The following is a 17,630-nucleotide window of genomic DNA, read 5'->3' on the forward strand; positions in this document are numbered from 1 at the left end:
AGTTCGTCTATAGGAGGGGAATAGATGAAATGGAAAAGGACAAGTATGCTGCTTGTACTATTATTGCTTTTTGGAAGCAGTGCCTCAGCACAAGAACATAAAGATATACGTGATGAGGTGATATACTCGTTGATGATTAACCGTTTTTATAACGGAAGTGAACAGAATGATCGAAATGTTAACTATGAACGCTCAGATGCCTATTATGGAGGCGATTTACAGGGAGTAGCACAAAAGTTAGACTATATTCAAGAGATGGGATTTACCGCTGTTTTATTAACGCCTTTTATGGAAAACGATGATAAAGGCTATCATGGATATGCGGTGACCAACCATTATAAAATAGACGATCATTTTGGAACGTTAAAAGACTTACAAAATCTTGTGAAAAAAGCACATGAGCGCAATATGAAAATTATAGTCGAATTTCCTTTAACGATCAGTAACACTCATACCTGGGTAGCAGATAAAGGAAAGCAAACATGGATAAGTAATGAATCCGGTACAGATAACGAAGTAATTAAAGCGCTGCCTCACCTTAATCTAAAAGAAAGCGGTGTGCAGAAATACCTTATTAAAAATGCTGCTTGGTGGAGCAAACAAGCAGATATTGACGGTTATTACGTTAAAGATATCGATCAAGCTCCTTCTGCATTTATTTCATCCTTTTCTCAGACGCTAAAAAACATGAATCCTTCCTTTCTATTAATAGGAGAAATAAACGGGGATTCATTAAAAACAAATAAACAGGCTGAGTCGCTAGGAATGGATTTGCTTGTAGATAGAACGCTAGCCGAAGCCACTGCTGCTACGTTTAGCGGTACTACTCGTCCGCAGAAAATGTTGTATGACAAGTGGGGGAAAGGAAGTAATCAGCCTTTAGCAAATTTTTTAGATGATGTTCATAGCACACGTTTTACGGCAAAAGCATTAAAGAGGGAAAATCATCCTGGAGCCCGAACAAAGCAAGGGCTTTCCTACCTTTATACTTCGCCGAGTGTACCAATCGTTTTTTATGGAACGGAAATTGCGCTGAATGGGGGAAAGGGAGCAGAAAATTATGGCATGATGAATTTTTTAGCTAATCCCGATATTATAGATCATTTGAAAAAACTGGCTGAACTTAGAGCAAAGTCGCCTTCCCTTCGAAAAGGAAGCTTTACCCTTGTGTCTGAGCAAAAAGGTGTGGCTGTATACAAGAGAAGGTATAAGGACGAAACGACGTTTGTTGTGATTAATAATACAAAGGACACGTCAGCTGTTAATGTCCCGCTTAAAAAAGTTGGAAAAGAAAATGAACTAAGAGGGTTAATAACGGAAGGAATTATACGACCAGTTGACGATGTATACAACATTTCATTGGAGCCTGAGACCACAAATGTATATAAAGTAGTGAAAAAGTCAGGGTTTAATATTGGATATATCGCAGCGGTTGCCGCTGTTTATACGGGATTTGGCATCTTTTTGTACAAAGCATCGTCAAAAAGAAGAAAAGAAAAGAAAATTTCTCAATCTCATAAAAAGGACAGCGCGTCGTAGCTGTCAAATTATATTGGATAAGTATTAGTAATGAAGAAAACATAATTAAGAGGTGGAATTATGGGTGTAACAATAAAAGATGTGGCAAATTTAGCAAATGTAGCCCCTTCGACGGTATCTCGCGTCATTGCAGACAGCTCAAGAATTAGTGAAAAAACAAAACAGCGCGTGCGATCGGCTATGAAAGAACTTGGTTATCACCCAAATATTATTGCGCGAAGTCTAGCAAATCAAACGACAGAGGCAGTCGGCCTAGTGATGCCGAGCTCAGCAGACAAGGTGTTTCAAAATCCATTCTTTCCCGAAGTGCTAAGAGGAATCAGCACCGGAGCTCACGAAAACAAAAGAGCGATTTATATGTCCACTGGAGAAACGGAAGAAGAGATTTTTGCAGAAGTTGTTCAAATGGTACAGGGGAGACGAGTGGATGGATTAATTTTGCTGTACTCCAAAGTTGATGATCAAGTGCTTTCTTATTTGCAAGAACAGAGCGTGCCGTTTGTAGTTATTGGAAAGCCGTTTAAACATAGTGAAAGCATCACGTTTGTTGATAATGATAATTTTAAAGCTGGAAAAGAAGCGACGGAATATTTAATTGAATCTGGTCATGAGCGTATTGCTTTTATTGGTGGAAGTCTTGAATTAGTCGTTACCATTGACCGTTTAACAGGCTATGATAAAGCGATTCAAAAGGCAAACATTCCTTACCGGGACGAGTATGTGATTCATGAAGAATTTCTACAGAAGGGAGGAAAAGAAGCTGTTTGCGAACTTTTATCTCTAAAAGAACGTCCAACGGCTCTGGTAGTAGCAGATGATCTAATGGCATTAGGCGTTTTAAATACATTGGATGAAATGGGGATTTCGGTTCCTGAAGACATATCGATTGTCAGTTTTAATAATGTTTTGATCGCCGAAATGGCTAGACCTGCTCTCACATCGATTGATATTAATATTTTTGAACTTGGTTATCAGGCTGTACGCTGCTTGATTAAGCAGATTGAAACGCCATATGCTGTTGCAGAACAAGTGCGCGTTCCTCACAAAATGATTAAAAGACAGTCCTGTAAAACCATTCAAATGACGAAAAGATAACTTTATAAACAAATAGAAAGAGGCTGGAACAAAAAAAATTTAGTTGAAGAAAAATCCGAACGATGAATCGTTCGGATTTTTTCATGTGTTTAGTTGCTTCGAGCTGTTGATTGAAGTGATTTAGTTATGTCTCAATCTTTTTCTTTGTGCTAAAAATTTTGGCGTTTAAAGTGCAAAAAAATATACACATGCCAATTATTTTTTATTTTATCAAAAAGAAAGAATGATATAAGTGGTGAAAACCTTGATGATAAAGAGGCTGTAAAGTTTTATTAAAAGTTGGCACGCTATTTGCATAACTATAAAGTAAACAAAGATTTGCATACTAGGAGGTATATATCATGGTAGTTTCTTATTCTCATGAACCATTTACAAATTTTAAGGATGAAAACAATAAAAAGGCATTTCAAGAAGCATTAACATATGTAAATACACAGCTTGGCAAAACGTACCCGCTTGTGATCAACGGTGAAAAAGTGGAAACTGAAGAGAAAATTACGTCTGTTAACCCAGCGAATATAAAAGAAGTGATTGGATATGTCTCTACAGTAAATAAAGACCTAGCAGAGCAAGCGATGCAGTCAGCTTTAAAAGCTTTTGAAACGTGGAAAAAATGGAAAGTAGAACATCGCGCAGATATTCTTTTCCGTGCAGCGGCCATCATCCGTCGAAGAAAACATGAATTTTCTAGTTATCTTGTAAAAGAAGCGGGAAAGCCTTGGAACGAAGCAGATGCTGATACAGCAGAAGCAATTGATTTTTTAGAGTACTATGCACGTCAAGTCCTGACATTAAAAGATGGTTCTCCAGTAAAGAGTCGAGACGGTGAGTATAATCAGTACAATTATATTCCGCTTGGCGTAGGTATTATCATTTCACCATTTAACTTCCCGTTAGCTATTATGGCTGGAACAGCAGTAGCAGCTATCGTAACAGGCAACACGATTTTATTAAAGCCAGCTGATGCCACTCCTGTAGTAGCAGCGAAATTTGTAGAAGTAATGGAAGAAGCAGGTTTACCGAAAGGCGTATTAAACTTTATTCCTGGTGCTACACCTGAAATCGGCGACTACTTAGTGGAACATCCAAAAACACGCTTTGTTTCATTTACCGGCTCGCGCGCAGTAGGTTGCCGCATTTACGAAAGAGCAGCAAAAGTACAGCCGGGCCAAAAATGGCTAAAACGCGTTATTGCTGAAATGGGCGGAAAAGATACGGTGGTTGTAGACAAAGATGCGGATCTTGATTTAGCTGCTTCTTCAATCGTATACTCTGCATTTGGTTTTGCAGGGCAAAAGTGCTCCGCTGGTTCTCGTGCTGTTGTGCATCAAGATGTGTATGATGAAGTGCTTGAAAAAGCAGTTGCGCTAACAAAAACATTAACCGTTGGAAACCCGGAAGAAGTTTCAACTTATATGGGACCTGTTATTCACGAGGCTTCGTATAAAAAAGTATTATCGTATATTGAAATTGGAAAAGAAGAAGGACGACTTGTTGCGGGAGGAGAAGCAGACAATTCAACTGGATACTTTATTCAGCCAACTATTTTTGCGGATGTAGATGAAAAAGCTCGTCTCATGCAAGAAGAAATTTTTGGTCCGGTAGTAGCATTCTCTAAAGCGCGAGATTTTGATCATATGATGGAGATTGCAAACAATACAGAATATGCATTAACAGGCGCTTTATTATCAAATAACCGCGAGCATATTGAGCGCGCTCGTGAAGAGTTCCATGTTGGAAATCTGTATTTTAACAGAGGATGTACAGGAGCGATTGTTGGTTACCAGCCTTTTGGCGGATTTAATATGTCAGGAACGGATTCAAAAGCAGGCGGACCGGATTATCTTGTTCTTCACATGCAAGCAAAAACAACATCTGAAACATTCTAATTGGAAAATAAGGAGGAGTAAATATGACAACTGAAACACAAAAAACGGTGAAAATCATTGAGCAAACAGAAAAATTTGGGGCACACAACTATCATCCGCTGCCGATTGTAATTGAAAAGGCAGAAGGCGTATGGGTACACGATCCAGAAAATAATAAATATATGGATATGCTAAGTGCTTATTCCGCTGTTAACCAAGGACATCGTCATCCAAAAATTATTGAAGCATTAAAACGTCAAGCTGATAAAGTAACGTTAACGTCACGAGCGTTTCATAATGATCAGCTTGGTCCATGGTATGAAAAGATTTGTAAATTAACAAATAAAAATATGGCTCTTCCAATGAATACGGGAGCAGAAGCGGTGGAAACAGCCGTTAAAGCTGCACGCCGCTGGGCTTACGATGTGAAAGGCGTTGCTGAAAATCAAGCACAAATCATCGCATGTGTGGGCAACTTCCACGGTCGTACAATGACAGCTGTTTCCTTATCGTCTGAAGCAGAATATCAACGTGGTTTTGGACCGATGCTTCCAGGGCTTCAAACCATTCCTTACGGTGATTTAGAAGCGTTAAAAGCTGCTATTACACCAAATACAGCCGCATTTTTAATTGAGCCAATTCAAGGTGAAGCAGGTATCGTTTTACCTCCGGAAGGCTTCTTAAAAGCTGCAGCTGACTTATGTAAAGAACATAATGTGCTATTTATTGCTGATGAAATCCAAGTTGGCTTAGCGCGTACAGGCAAAATGTTTGCTTGTGATTGGGAAGGCGTAGAACCAGATATGCTGATTTTAGGTAAAGCGCTTGGAGGCGGAGTTTTCCCTATTTCTTGCGTAGTAGCTAATGAAGACATTTTAAGCGTCTTTAACCCTGGCTCTCATGGCTCAACATTTGGAGGAAACCCGCTTGCTTGTGCCGTATCATTAGCTGCTTTGGAAGTAATTGAAGATGAAGAACTTCCAGCGCGTTCATTAGAATTAGGTTCTTATTTCAAGCAGAAGCTCCAAAGCTTAAGCAATCCAGTTATTAAAGAAGTGCGCGGCCGCGGTCTATTCATCGGGGTAGAATTACACGAAGAAGCTCGTCCTTATTGTGAAAAATTAAAAGATCAAGGTTTGCTTTGTAAAGAAACGCACAGTACGGTTATTCGTTTTGCTCCGCCGCTAACGATTTCAAAAGAAGAGTTGGACTGGGCAATTGAACGAATTGAAAAAGTATTTGCTGAGTAATCGGTTTAAAGTAAATAAAAATAGTACGATATGTATATATCGTACTATTTTTATTCATATGCAGCTAAATGACGTTTTTATTTGATAGGCAGGAGGAATAGAAGTGTATATCCAACTCTCACAGCTAAGCATGGAAGAGCAAGTTGAATGTTTAACAAAAGCGTTAGTGAAAATCAAAAGTATCAATGGGACAAGCGGCGAAGTAAAGATTGCTGATTTCATTAAAAACACGCTTCAAAGTTTTCCTTATTTCAAAGAAAATCCCCTTCACGTTTGGGAACAGAAAATTAATGGCGATACGCTAGGTAGAAAAAATGTATTTGCTTTTATTCAAGGCAGCAAAAAAAATGCTCAAACAATGATTTATCACGCTCACTTAGATACGGTTGGCATTGAAGATTTTGGTTCATTAAAAGACATAGCGTTAAATCCAGAAGAACTTCAGCGCTATTTCTCTGTGCATAACATTAATGAAGATGTACAGCGAGATGCTCGCTCAGGTGAATGGATGTTTGGAAGAGGAGCCGTTGATATGCAAAGTGGAATTGCTGTACATTTAGCCAATGTGCTGCATTTTACTAAGCATCCAAATCAATTAGAAGGAAACGTGCTTTTTATGGTCAACCCAGATGAGGAAAGTCAGCATACTGGAATTATTTCTGCTGTTTCTGAACTGAACCGTTTAAAAAAAGAAAAAAACCTTTCATATGTAGCAGCGATTAATACCGACTTTATTACACCTCTTTACGATGGAGATTCCACGCGTTATATTTATACAGGAGCCGCCGGGAAACTGCTTCCATGTTTTTATATTTACGGAAGGGAAGTACATGTAGGAGATACGCTTGCTGGTATAGATCCTAATTTGATTGCATCTGAGATTACGGGAAGCATCCATAACAATATTAATCTAGCTGAAAATATTGAAGGAGAGCTGGTACTGCCACCTTCCTGTCTGTATCAACGAGATAATAAAGAGGCTTATAATGTGCAAACCGCTGTAAGCAGTCATTTGTATTTTAACTATTTCATCTATGAACGAACGGCAAAAGAAGTGATGAGTCAATTAATTGGATTATCAATTGAAGCATGTGAAAAAGTGGAGAAAAAACTTTCTGATTATTACGAACTTTTTGTTCAAAGAACGAATTTGCCAAAGCGAAACTTGTCTTGGAAAGTGGATGTTGTGAGTTTGGAAGATTACCTGGAAGAATTGGATCAAAAAGGGATAAATGCTCAGGCTTGTATTGAACGAGCTTTCGAACAGTATGCGCATTTAGAACTTAGAACAAGGTGCTTTAAAGTGATTGAAGAACTTCAAAAGTTAGATCCGCATCAAAGTCCGCGCGTAATTGTCTTTTTTGCACCGCCTTACTTGCCTCATAATCACTTGAAGAAAGACGAAAGCAGGGATCAGCAGCTTCTTTATCCATTACAAGTGGCTGTGGAGAAGGTTGGAAAACAGACGGGAGAGACGTTTCAGTTTAAAAAATTTTTCCCCTACCTAGCGGATGGCAGCTTTTTGTCTCTTCATGAGACAGATGAGGAAATCGATGCTTTTACACGTAACTTTCCGGGGTGGGGGATTGCAGGGGCGATTCCTTTCCGTGAAATTCGAGAGTTAAATATTCCGTCCATCAATATAGGAGTATATGGGAAAGACGGACATAAGTGGACAGAGCGAGTGTACAAGCCTTATTCGTTCGGCGTCCTTCCTAAGTTGATTCAAGAAACAACTGTTCAGATGTTAAAAAGCAGGCATGCTTGTACAAACCACATATAAGAAAATGAAGAACGGAGGTACCGATGAATAGACATACAGAACAAAACCAATTACAGAGAACAATGAAAAGCAGACATTTATTTATGATTGCGTTAGGAGGCGTGATTGGGACAGGCCTATTTTTAGGTTCGGGTTTTACTATTAGCCAGGCAGGGCCGGGAGGAGCCATTCTTGCATATATAATAGGCGGCTTCCTCATGTACTTAGTTATGCTTTGTTTAGGAGAGCTAGCGGTAGCAATGCCGGTTTCAGGTTCCTTTCAAGAATACGCTACAAGGTTTTTAGGACCTTCTACAGGCTTTATGATTGGATGGCTGTACTGGTTCAGCTGGGCAAATACGACAGGGCTTGAATTTACGTCAGCAGGAATTTTAATGCAGAGATGGTTTCCTGATGTACCTGTATGGTCATGGTGCTTGATTTTTGGCGTCATTACATTTTTAATTAACGCTCTTTCTGCTCGAAGCTATGCTGAAACTGAGTTTTGGTTTTCGAGTATTAAAGTTACGGCTATTATTCTATTTATTTTAATTGGAGGAGCTGCTGTTTTTGGTTTTATCGACTTCAAGGGAGGAGAACCCGCACCGTTTCTTTCGCATTTCACGCAAGGCGCAGGTCTTTTTCCAAATGGAATACTGGCAGTTCTATTGACTTTAGTAACGGTTAACTTTTCGTTTCAAGGAACGGAGCTTGTCGGCATTGCAGCAGGAGAAAGTGAAAGTCCTGAGAAAACGTTGCCGAGATCTATTCGAAATGTCATTTGGAGAACGCTGTTTTTCTTTGTGTTAGCTATGTTTGTTTTAGTCTCTATTCTGCCATACAAAACAGCAGGAGTCATTGAAAGTCCGTTTGTTGCCGTATTAGATCAAATTGGCATTCCATACGCAGCGGATATCATGAACTTTGTCATTTTAACAGCCGTTCTATCAGTGGCGAACTCCGGCGTTTATGCTGCTTCTCGTATGCTTTGGTCACTGTCAAACAGCAATATGGGGCCAAAACCTTTGAAGAAATTATCTTCAAAAGGTGTTCCAATTAACGCATTAATTGTGACAATGATTATTTCAGGGTGCTCGTTGATTACAAGCGTCGTGGCTGCTGAAACCGTATATCTTTGGTTTATTTCGATTTCAGGAATGGTGACCATTATTGTTTGGATGTCCATTTGTGCCTCTCAATTTATGTTCCGCCGTCATTTTTTAGCGGAAGGAGGAGACATAAAGGAATTGAAATTTAAAACGCCGCTTTATCCGTTCGTTCCTATTCTAGGTTTTTGTTTGTATGGACTTGTATTAATCAGCTTAATTTTTATTCCGGATCAACGAATTGGTCTTTACTGCGGGGTCCCTTTAATTATTGTACTCTACGTGTATTATCACGTAGGAATCAAGAAAAATATTAATCAAAAACAATCGGATTCACCGGTTTATAAAGCAAAATAAAAAAGAAGTGCACTGTGCACTTCTTTTTTATTTAGAGCGGATGTTTAATCGTTTCATACGATACTGCAAGCTTTGTCTGGTCAGCCCTAGTATCTTAGCACTTTTTGAGATGTTGTGTCTGTGTTGTTCAAGCGTTTGTTTAATACATTCTGCTTCGAACGCTAACAGCTGTTCCTTTAAAGGAAGAGAAGGGTGAAAAGCGCTTGGATAAGAAGTTGCGTCACTGCTTGCTTTATTTTCAAAATGTTCATGCTGCTTTAGCTGGAACTTCGTTCTGTATTGGAAAGGAAGGTGAGAATAGTGAATAACATCTTCGTCCATCACCAAGTTCATTGCACCTTCAATAATGTGTTCTAATTCCCGTACGTTCCCTGGCCAGTCATAAGAGAGAAAAGAAGACATGACTTGGTGATCTACGGTTTTTACATTCATCTGAAACAAATCATTGTATTTTTTGATGAAAAACTTTGTTAATTCAATAATATCTTCTTTTCGTTCACGAAGAGGAGGAATAAAAAGCGTCACGACGCCAAGTCGATAATATAAGTCTTTGCGTAATCGGTTTTCTGCAATTGCATCGATTGGATCTTCATTCATGTTCGCGATCACTCGAACGTTAACCGGTTTGTCCACTGTATCCCCAATTCTTCGTACGGTTTTTTCCTGCAGCACTCGAAGAAGCTTAGCCTGAAGATTTGGGTTTAACGAGTTGATTTCATCTAGCAGTAATGTGCCTCCTTGCGCTTGTTCGAAAAGACCAGGATTATCCATTGCACCTGTAAAAGCTCCGCGTTTCGTACCGAACAAAAGGCTTTCAATTAAATTATCCGGTAGCGCAGCACAGTTTTGTGAAATAAAAGGAGCAGAAGAGCGGCTGCTGCCATTATGTATGCTTTGAGCAAACAGTTCTTTTCCCGTGCCTGTTTCTCCAATAATTAAGACATAAGAAGGAGTTCTAGTAGCGCGCTTGGCGTCTTCAATCACATCGTGAACCGCTTGACTGTTTCCGATGATGCTATCAAACGTAAAGCGTGTATTTCCTTTTTGCCTAATGTTTTGCCGGATTAGACGCTCTAGTTTCGTCACGTCCTGAGCAATTTCAACCGCTCCTTGAATGACCCCGTCTTTTAAAATAGGGAAGGTATTATTAATCGTCGTGATTTCTTGTCCTTGATTGTTGAAATACGTTTGCTTGACGTTAACCGTTTCTTTTCCTTTTTGCAGCGCCTGTACAAGTGTGCTTTGCTGATTTTCTTTGAACATAAACACATCTAACAAGTTTTTATGTAAAACGTCTTGTTCATCCATCAGCTCCATCTTTGTCATCTTTTCATTATAAATAATAGTTTTTCCTGTTTCATCGACCGCATGGATACCGGCATCGACTTTATTTAAAATGGTTTCATATATATGTTTAAGAGTGCTTAATGTATCGGTCATTCAAATACTCTCCTTTAGCGGTGTTCATATCTCTATTTAAACAAAAATAACTGAATTCTGATAGTGTTTCCACATAAAAATAAATGAATGACCGAAGAGAAATGTTATCCGTTTACAATGGATCCCCCATTAATGTGCAGAACTTGCCCGGACATATAAGAAGAATCAGAGCTTGCCAAGTATACATAGGCCGGTCCGAGCTCAGAAGGCTGTCCTGCCCGTTTCATAGGTGTATTAGACCCAAATGTCGCAACTTGCTGTTCGTCGAACGTAGACGGAATAAGAGGTGTCCAAATGGGTCCCGGAGCTACGCCGTTTACGCGAATGCCTTTTGTTGCGAGCGAAGCTGATAAAGAACGTGTAAAAGCAACGATAGCACCTTTGGTTGAAGAGTAATCAATCAGCTGATCATGCCCATGGTAAGCTGTCACAGACGTTGTATTAATAATAGCGCTTCCTTGTTTTAAATGAGGCAATGCAGCTTTGGTGAGATGAAAAATTGAAAAAATATTCGTTTGAAACGTACGAGTAAGCTGTTCAGTCGTAATATCCGTAATACTTTTTTGAGGATGCTGTTCAGCTGCATTATTGACTAAGATGTCTATTTTTCCGAAAGTCTGAATGGCCTTTGAGACGACTTCTTGACAAAAATGCTCATCTCCTATATCACCAGCAAGCAATAAACAAGAAGCTTCCATCCGTTCAACTTGTTTTTTGGTTTCATTTGCATCATCATGTTCATTAAGATAGGTTATGACAACATTTGCGCCTTCTTTAGCGTAATGATAAGCGACGGAACGTCCAATGCCGCTGTCTCCTCCGGTGATAATGGCTACTTTGTTCTGTAATTTTCCGCTTGCCTTATAGTCTGGAGCGATAGAGGTAGGGATTGGATGCATATCTTTCTCAATACCTGGCTGAGTTTGCTGATGCTGAGGAAGGAAGTTTTGTTTTTGATTTTGATTCATTGGTATACACTCCTTAATTAATATGAGTATGTAAGCGTATACTAGTATTTGTTAAGAAAGTGTATCTATGCATAGGAATAAGCCTGAACGAATAAAAAAAGGCTTTAAAAGAAAAAATGAATGCCGGGGCATCCATTTTTTTAGCGGTAATTAATAAATTGTACGTCAATAGGTAAATCAGCGCTGCGAATAGCTGAAATAATTTGCTGCAGGTCATCACGATTTTTACCGCTTACGCGAAGCTGATCATCTTGGATCTGGCTTTTTACTTTTAAACCAGTATTTTTAATAATTGTATTTAGCTTTTTAGCGTTGTCTTTGTCGATACCTTGAATTAGCTTGGCGCGTTGTCTAACCGTTCCTCCAGAGGCGTTCTCAATTTTTCCATATGAGATATTGCGTGTAGGTACGCCGCGTTTAATAAGCTTAGAGATCAGTACGTCTTTTAACTGTTCAAGCTTAAATTCATCATCAGAAATAAGAACAAGCTCTTCGTTTTCAAGCGAGATTTCGCTTTTACTACCTTTAAAATCGTAGCGGGTTTTAATTTCTTTTGTTGCCATGGTAATGCCGTTTGTTACCTCTGATAAATCGACTTGTGACACAATGTCAAATGAACTATCTTTAGCCATAATAACCTCCATATGTAAAGAGTTTGTTCTTTTATTATAAATAAAACACAAACTGTATACAACTGATATTGAATAGAGAGCCGGTAATTGATACAATACAAGTTATGCTTTTTGTTGTAAGCTATAGAAGCAGCTTTTTTAAACAATGCATGCATTTAAGTTGATTTGAAATTTAAAATGCTGTTCGATGCAAAGTGAGAAGGTATGTGGTGACGGAATAGTCACTACTAATTTATATAAAGGATGGATAGAACGATGAATGTAGAAGCTGGGATGAAAGCGTATTTAACAGTAAACCGGGAAACGCCGATTGGTTATATGTTAGCAGAAGGTGAAGAAGAAATTTTGCTACATAAAAATGAAACAACAAGAGAACTTGCTGAAGGAGAAGAAGTAGAAGTTTTTCTATACCTTGATCAGCATGACCGTTTAACGGCAACGATGCACTTACCTCTTGTTGAAGAAGGTGTTTATGAGTGGGTCGAGGTCGTAGATGTTAATCCAGGTTTGGGCGTGTTTGTAAATATCGGCATGAACAAAGATATGTTAATTGGTTCAACAGACTTACCTGCGCTAGAAGATCTGTGGCCAGAAGTCGGAAACAAGGTTTACTGTACAATGAAGATTTCAAAGCGCGGTAAGATGTACGGAAAAATTGCTACAGACGATGTGATGAAAGCAATGGCATTAGATGCTCCGCCCGAACTTTTTAATCGTGAAGTGAGCGGATACATCTATCGCGTACTGCGCGTAGGTTCATTTATTATGACAGATGAAGGATATGTTGGATTTATTCATGAAAGCGAGAGACGCAAAGAACCAAAGCTTGGTACGTATGTAACAGGCCGCGTAATTAATGTAAAAGAAGACGGAACGCTAAACGTATCGCTTCTTCCGCGCAAGCAAGAAAGCATGGATGAAGATGCACAAGTACTATACGATTACATGGAAAGCCGCGGTGGCGTTATGCCATTTTGGGATAAAAGCTATCCGGAAGATATTCGTGAGCGCTTTAATATGAGTAAAGCTGCGTTCAAACGTGCGCTTGGTAAACTGATGAAAGAAGGAAAAGTTTATCAAGAAGAAGGATGGACATATTTTAAAAAAGAAGAAAACTAAAAGGAGAAGCCGCTGAAAATTCAGCGGCTTCTTTTTATAAGTGATCAGTTTTTTTAGAAAATGAATGTTTTCCAAGCTCACGGTTATGCTTAGCTTGCAGATTCTTTTCGTGAAGCTTTGCGTTATTATCTTTTGCTTTTTTATCGTTATCGCTCGTTTTTGGCATTGTGATACACCCCTTTTTGATCGTACCTTTAGAATGCCCTGACCTCTTTAAATTATTCGATGGTTTCGTTCAAAAAGAAGACTGCAATCGTCCCTGGGCCAGAGTGAGAACCTATGGCTGCACCAATAATATTAATAATAAAATGTTTGGTCCCAAAACGTTCTTGAATCATCTCTTTCAGCTGAAGAGCTGTTTCTAAATCATCTCCATGGCTAATTCCAATGATTTGAGAAGAGAGGTTTTTTCCTCGCTCTTCCATTACATCAAGCATGCGCTTAAATACTTTTTTACGGCCGCGGATTTTTTCGATTGGAATCAATTTTCCATCTTCCACATGAAGCAGCGGCTTAATATTAAGCAGACCTCCTACAAAAGCAGAAGCTTTGCTCACGCGTCCTCCTTGAGCAAGAAAATCTAAGTCATCGACCGTAAAAATATGTTCCATATGCAGCGCGTATTGTTTTATTTTTTCTGTCATCTCTACTAGTGAGAGGTTTTGTTGTAGTAATTGTGCTGCATAATAAGTAACTACTCCCTGGCCAAGAGATGCACATTTCGTATCGATTATCTCTAATTGGAAATCGGGATACTTTTCTAGGAGTTCTTCTCGAATCATCATTGCTGTTTGATATGTACCGGATAATTCTGAAGAAAAAGCTAAATAAACGCACGAATCACCTGATTTAGCTATGTCCTCAAAGACTTCATACATAGTAGTTGGAGCCGCTTGAGATGTTTTTGGCATCTTGCCTTTACGGATGGCTTCGTAGACAGAAGCTGGCTCAATCGTTTGTAGATCTAAAAATTCTTGATTATCCAGGCTTACGCGAAGCGGTAAAAAACCAACGTTATTTTCTTGAAAAAAGGATAAAGGCAAATCGCTTGCACTATCGGTTAAAAGTTTAATTGACATAAATGTCACCTTCCTAATTGCATTTATAAAATATTAAATGAATTTGATGTATAAACATTGAGAAGCGTTATATACGACATAGTATTAGTGTATAAGCACTTTGAGGAAAATACAATTTTTGAATAAGTTTTTTTAATTCTGCCAAATCGTACATACTATATGTACTAACTATTTTAAAGATGCTGACTTTATTCATTTTATAAATGGGTATAGGAGAGTAAGAAGTTTTAAAAAAGCGGAGGTCGGTCATTTGAATATGTGGCTTGAAACAAAAAAAGCGATAGTCGTCTTGGTAGGAGCATTATTGAATGCGCTTGCGCTCAACTTGTTTTTGATACCTGCTAATGTATATTCGAGCGGCTTTACAGGAGTAGCGCAGCTTGTTTCGAGTATCGTGACAGATTACACCCCTTTTACTATTTCCACTGGAGTGCTGCTGTTGTTGTTAAATATTCCTGTAACTATTTTAGGGTGGAAAAAAGTTGGGAAGTCATTTACTGTTTACAGCTTTATCAGCGTTGCTGCAACAACTTTGTTTCTTGGAATTATTCCTATTCAAGCACTTTCTAAAGACATCATCCTTAACGCAGTTTTTGGAGGCGTTATTTTAGCGGTAGGGGTAGGAATTACGTTAAAATTTGGAGCTTCAACTGGTGGGCTCGATATTATTGCCCTGATTTTGTCTCGAGTAAAAGACCGACCAATTGGCACTTATATGTTCATATTAAATGCAATTATTATCGTGCTAGCAGGTCTTTTATATGGTGCTGAGAAGTCACTCTATACGCTTGTGACGCTTTATACGACCACTCGCGTCATTGATGTTATTCATACGCGTCATGTCAAACTCACAGCAATGATCGTAACGAAAAAAGGAGTGGAGCTAAGAAAGGCAATTCACGCCAAACTCGTGCGAGGGATTACGGCGGTACCGGCTAAAGGCGGCTTTACAAACGAAGATAAAGAAATGCTAATGATTGTTTTGACTAGATATGAATTATTTGACTTGGAACGAGTAATTAAAGAGGTAGATCCTAAGGCATTTACCAATATCGTTCAGACAACGGGAATCTTTGGTTTATTTCGCAAGGATTAAAAAAGGTCCAGGTATTAATTACCTGGACCCTTTGTATTAATGTGTACCTTTTAAGTCCTTAGAAAGCTCTTGAAGCTGAGCTTGTTCTTCAGGTGAAGCATTTTGCTGCGCATGAGATAGCATATCAGCTGCAATGTTTTCATCAGAAGCTGCAGACGTATGAGCCTGAGAGGGCTGCTGATTTTGACCAGCAGCTCCCAATGTATTCTGAAGCTGCTGAAGCTGATTTTGTTCTTCAGGTGAAGCATTTTGCTGTGCATGAGACAATATATCAGCTGCAACGCTCTCACTGGACGTGTGAGCTTCACCGTGATCGTGAGAATGACCGCCTTCTAAAGTGTTTTGAAGCTGTTCTAGCTGAGCCTTCTCTTCTGGAGAAGCATTCTGAACGATATGAGACAGCGTATCCGACGTAATATCTGCGCTTTTCTCTTGTGAATGTGATTCTCCATCTGTATCATACGCTTGATGTAATGAATTTTGGAATTGCTTCAGCTGTTCTTGCTCCTCTGGAGAAGCGTTAGAAGCAATACTATTTAATACGCCTTCTGAAATATCAAGCTCACCATTGCTGTGCTTTTGACGGTGAAGCTGATCTTCTGAATGGCCGGATACTGCATTTCGAATCGCATCTTTTACTTGGCCAAAAAGTGAATTTTTCATAAGTTACTGTCCTCCATGAGGAGTTTGGCGCTGCTGAGCTTGAAATGCTTCTGCCTCCGCCATAGTCATATGATAAGGAATTCGTTCATCATGTTTTTGAACTGCGTCTGCACCTTGTTTCACAAAACGTTTTGATCGATTGCCTCTGCCCATCATAAATTCCTCCTCGTAATATAAATAAAACCGACACCTTAAGAAGTGTCGGTTATAGTGTGTGCTAAATAAAAAAAATGATAGCGATAAAAATTTACCTTGCTTTTCAAAAAAAGCTAAGTTATAAATTTAACGTTTTTTCCAAATAATAAGCAATACCATCATTTTCATTCGATTTTGTTACTTCACGCGCTAGCTGTTTTAATTCGCTAATACCATTTTCCATGGCGATACCGTGACCTGCAAATTTAATCATTTCAAAATCATTATCTTCATCTCCAAACGCAATAATTCGTTCGCGTGGAATTTGATAATGATTAGCTACGCGCTCAAGACCTACCGCTTTATTAAGTCCTTTTTTTACAATTTCAACAACATGCCAAGGTGCTCCCCAGCGTCTGTGCTCTAGTACTTCTGCATGAACATCTGAAAGGTGAGAGCGTATATCTTGTACATGTTCTTCATCTGCATGAATTAAAATAGACGTTGGATCGTGCTGCAGCGTGTGTCGCAAATCACCTGTTTGTAATTTAGGATCCCCTAGGCTAAGTACATCCATTAATTTTCGATCTTCAAAATGAAGATACACATCATCTTGTACTTCCGCCATGATGTTGTTGATGCGATAGTCTTGCATAGCCGTCACAATCTCGTGAACAGTGTTTCGGTTTAAAGGTTCGTGATGCGTGCCAAAATTAGGCTGAAGGGGATGATGGACAAGCGCTCCATTAAAGTTTACGATAGGCGTGGATAAATCTAATTCGCTGTAGTACATAGCACTGGAACGATATGGCCTTCCAGTCGCAATCATCACAACATGGCCTTTTTGTTTGGCTTTTTCTAATACTCGTTTTGTTTTAGGTGAAATGGTTTTTTCATTCGTTAATAATGTTCCATCTAGATCTAATGCAATTAAGTGCTGATCGTTTCTCATATAGGCTCCTTTTAAATTGAAGTAGTTATACGATTATATTGAATTCTACCAATATTCATGCTTCTATTCCCATATTTTACACAACTTTTCCTTATGAGAAAAGCAGAACGATTGACATGTAAAAACGGTCTTGTTACGGTGTAAGTCATAGTTATTATTGATTGCTTATGATAAATTGCTTCAGGGTATATTTAATACGTGAAGATAATTACGGAAGTAAAAGAAAGGAGAATGAATGTGGAGAAACAGTTAGAAGATAAAATCATGGAATCACTAGAAGAAGTGATTGATCCAGAGCTTGGCGTTGATATCGTAAATTTAGGCTTAGTGTACGGTGTAGAAATGGAAGAGAACAACACGGTCATCGTTACGATGACGTTAACTTCCATCGGCTGCCCGCTAGCTGGTGTGATTGGCGAACAAGTGAAAAAACAATTAATTTCGCTTGAAGAAGTAGAAAATGTAGAAGTGAATATCACATTTAATCCGCCATGGGATAAAGATCGCATGACGCGCTACGCTAAAATTGCATTAGGTGTTCAATAAGAAAAAAGCCATCAACGATGGCT

17 protein-coding genes are annotated in these 17,630 nt (G+C 38.9%); 9 read left to right on the forward strand and 8 right to left on the reverse strand.

What is annotated here, in order from left to right; translation table 11 throughout:
• The first annotated feature begins 24 nt into the window (after window positions 1-24).
• The 6 genes from LIS78_RS03380 (at window position 25) to LIS78_RS03405 (ending at window position 8,977) form a co-directional block, all read left to right on the forward strand.
• Window positions 25-1,539 carry an alpha-amylase family glycosyl hydrolase gene (locus LIS78_RS03380; protein WP_195781215.1) on the forward strand — a complete coding sequence of 505 codons (1,515 nt, stop codon included), beginning with the start codon at window positions 25-27 and terminating at the stop codon, window positions 1,537-1,539.
• Between the two features lie 60 nt (window positions 1,540-1,599).
• On the forward strand, window positions 1,600-2,634 hold the full coding sequence (locus LIS78_RS03385) for a LacI family DNA-binding transcriptional regulator (RefSeq protein WP_013055369.1): 1,035 nt from the start codon (window positions 1,600-1,602) through the stop codon (window positions 2,632-2,634).
• A gap of 341 nt (window positions 2,635-2,975) precedes the next feature.
• Window positions 2,976-4,523, forward strand: a complete 1,548-nt coding sequence (gene pruA / locus LIS78_RS03390; protein WP_209150953.1) for an L-glutamate gamma-semialdehyde dehydrogenase — start codon at window positions 2,976-2,978, stop codon at window positions 4,521-4,523.
• Between the two features lie 23 nt (window positions 4,524-4,546).
• The gene (locus LIS78_RS03395; RefSeq protein ID WP_252284644.1) at window positions 4,547-5,752 is read left to right on the forward strand and encodes an ornithine--oxo-acid transaminase; all 1,206 of its coding nucleotides are present in this window, start codon (window positions 4,547-4,549) and stop codon (window positions 5,750-5,752) included.
• Between the two features lie 103 nt (window positions 5,753-5,855).
• Window positions 5,856-7,535, forward strand: a complete 1,680-nt coding sequence (locus LIS78_RS03400) for a M20/M25/M40 family metallo-hydrolase (protein WP_252284645.1) — start codon at window positions 5,856-5,858, stop codon at window positions 7,533-7,535.
• A gap of 23 nt (window positions 7,536-7,558) precedes the next feature.
• Complete coding sequence (locus LIS78_RS03405) at window positions 7,559-8,977, forward strand: amino acid permease (protein WP_252284646.1); 1,419 nt, start codon at window positions 7,559-7,561, stop codon at window positions 8,975-8,977.
• A gap of 27 nt (window positions 8,978-9,004) precedes the next feature.
• Here the strand turns inward: LIS78_RS03405 and LIS78_RS03410 are convergent, their stop codons facing one another.
• The 3 genes from LIS78_RS03410 to LIS78_RS03420 form a co-directional block, all read right to left on the reverse strand.
• Complete coding sequence (locus tag LIS78_RS03410) at window positions 9,005-10,417, reverse strand: sigma-54 interaction domain-containing protein (protein WP_209150956.1); 1,413 nt, start codon at window positions 10,415-10,417, stop codon at window positions 9,005-9,007.
• A gap of 104 nt (window positions 10,418-10,521) precedes the next feature.
• A complete protein-coding gene (locus LIS78_RS03415) occupies window positions 10,522-11,385 on the reverse strand; it encodes an SDR family oxidoreductase (RefSeq protein WP_209150957.1) in 864 nt (287 codons plus the stop codon).
• 140 nt (window positions 11,386-11,525) lie between these two features.
• Window positions 11,526-12,017: a YajQ family cyclic di-GMP-binding protein gene (locus LIS78_RS03420; RefSeq protein ID WP_013055376.1), complete on the reverse strand. Its 492-nt coding sequence runs from the start codon at window positions 12,015-12,017 to the stop codon at window positions 11,526-11,528.
• Window positions 12,018-12,272: 255 nt separating this feature from the next.
• Here LIS78_RS03420 and LIS78_RS03425 point away from each other — a divergent pair, with 255 nt between their 5' ends.
• Entirely contained in the window at window positions 12,273-13,136 is an 864-nt protein-coding gene (locus LIS78_RS03425) for a CvfB family protein (RefSeq protein WP_013055377.1), read from the forward strand.
• A gap of 34 nt (window positions 13,137-13,170) precedes the next feature.
• Here LIS78_RS03425 and LIS78_RS03430 read toward each other — a convergent pair whose 3' ends face one another.
• Entirely contained in the window at window positions 13,171-13,302 is a 132-nt protein-coding gene (locus LIS78_RS03430; RefSeq protein ID WP_013055378.1) for a DUF3941 domain-containing protein, read from the reverse strand.
• A gap of 52 nt (window positions 13,303-13,354) precedes the next feature.
• Window positions 13,355-14,215 (reverse strand): DegV family protein, encoded by an 861-nt coding sequence (locus tag LIS78_RS03435; protein WP_029324708.1) that lies wholly within the window; start codon window positions 14,213-14,215, stop codon window positions 13,355-13,357.
• A gap of 256 nt (window positions 14,216-14,471) precedes the next feature.
• Between LIS78_RS03435 and LIS78_RS03440 the strand changes: the two genes are divergently transcribed.
• On the forward strand, window positions 14,472-15,311 hold the full coding sequence (locus tag LIS78_RS03440; RefSeq protein ID WP_025749916.1) for a YitT family protein: 840 nt from the start codon (window positions 14,472-14,474) through the stop codon (window positions 15,309-15,311).
• A 36-nt stretch (window positions 15,312-15,347) separates the two neighbouring features.
• On the opposite strand, the gene LIS78_RS03445 is transcribed toward LIS78_RS03440, so the two are convergent.
• From LIS78_RS03445 to LIS78_RS03455, 3 genes are all read right to left on the reverse strand, one after another.
• Window positions 15,348-15,974, reverse strand: a complete 627-nt coding sequence (locus tag LIS78_RS03445) for a DUF3813 family protein (RefSeq protein WP_252284647.1) — start codon at window positions 15,972-15,974, stop codon at window positions 15,348-15,350.
• Between the two features lie 3 nt (window positions 15,975-15,977).
• The gene (locus tag LIS78_RS03450) at window positions 15,978-16,127 is read right to left on the reverse strand and encodes a hypothetical protein (RefSeq protein ID WP_013081728.1); all 150 of its coding nucleotides are present in this window, start codon (window positions 16,125-16,127) and stop codon (window positions 15,978-15,980) included.
• Window positions 16,128-16,248: 121 nt separating this feature from the next.
• Window positions 16,249-17,061: a Cof-type HAD-IIB family hydrolase gene (locus tag LIS78_RS03455; RefSeq protein ID WP_116076811.1), complete on the reverse strand. Its 813-nt coding sequence runs from the start codon at window positions 17,059-17,061 to the stop codon at window positions 16,249-16,251.
• 237 nt (window positions 17,062-17,298) lie between these two features.
• On the opposite strand from LIS78_RS03455, the gene LIS78_RS03460 reads away from it, so the two are divergent.
• A complete protein-coding gene (locus tag LIS78_RS03460) occupies window positions 17,299-17,607 on the forward strand; it encodes a metal-sulfur cluster assembly factor (RefSeq protein WP_013081729.1) in 309 nt (102 codons plus the stop codon).
• Window positions 17,608-17,630 lie beyond the last annotated feature (23 nt).

The sequence above is a fragment of the Priestia megaterium genome (genome assembly GCF_023824195.1).
Lineage (GTDB): Bacteria > Bacillota > Bacilli > Bacillales > Bacillaceae_H > Priestia > Priestia megaterium_D.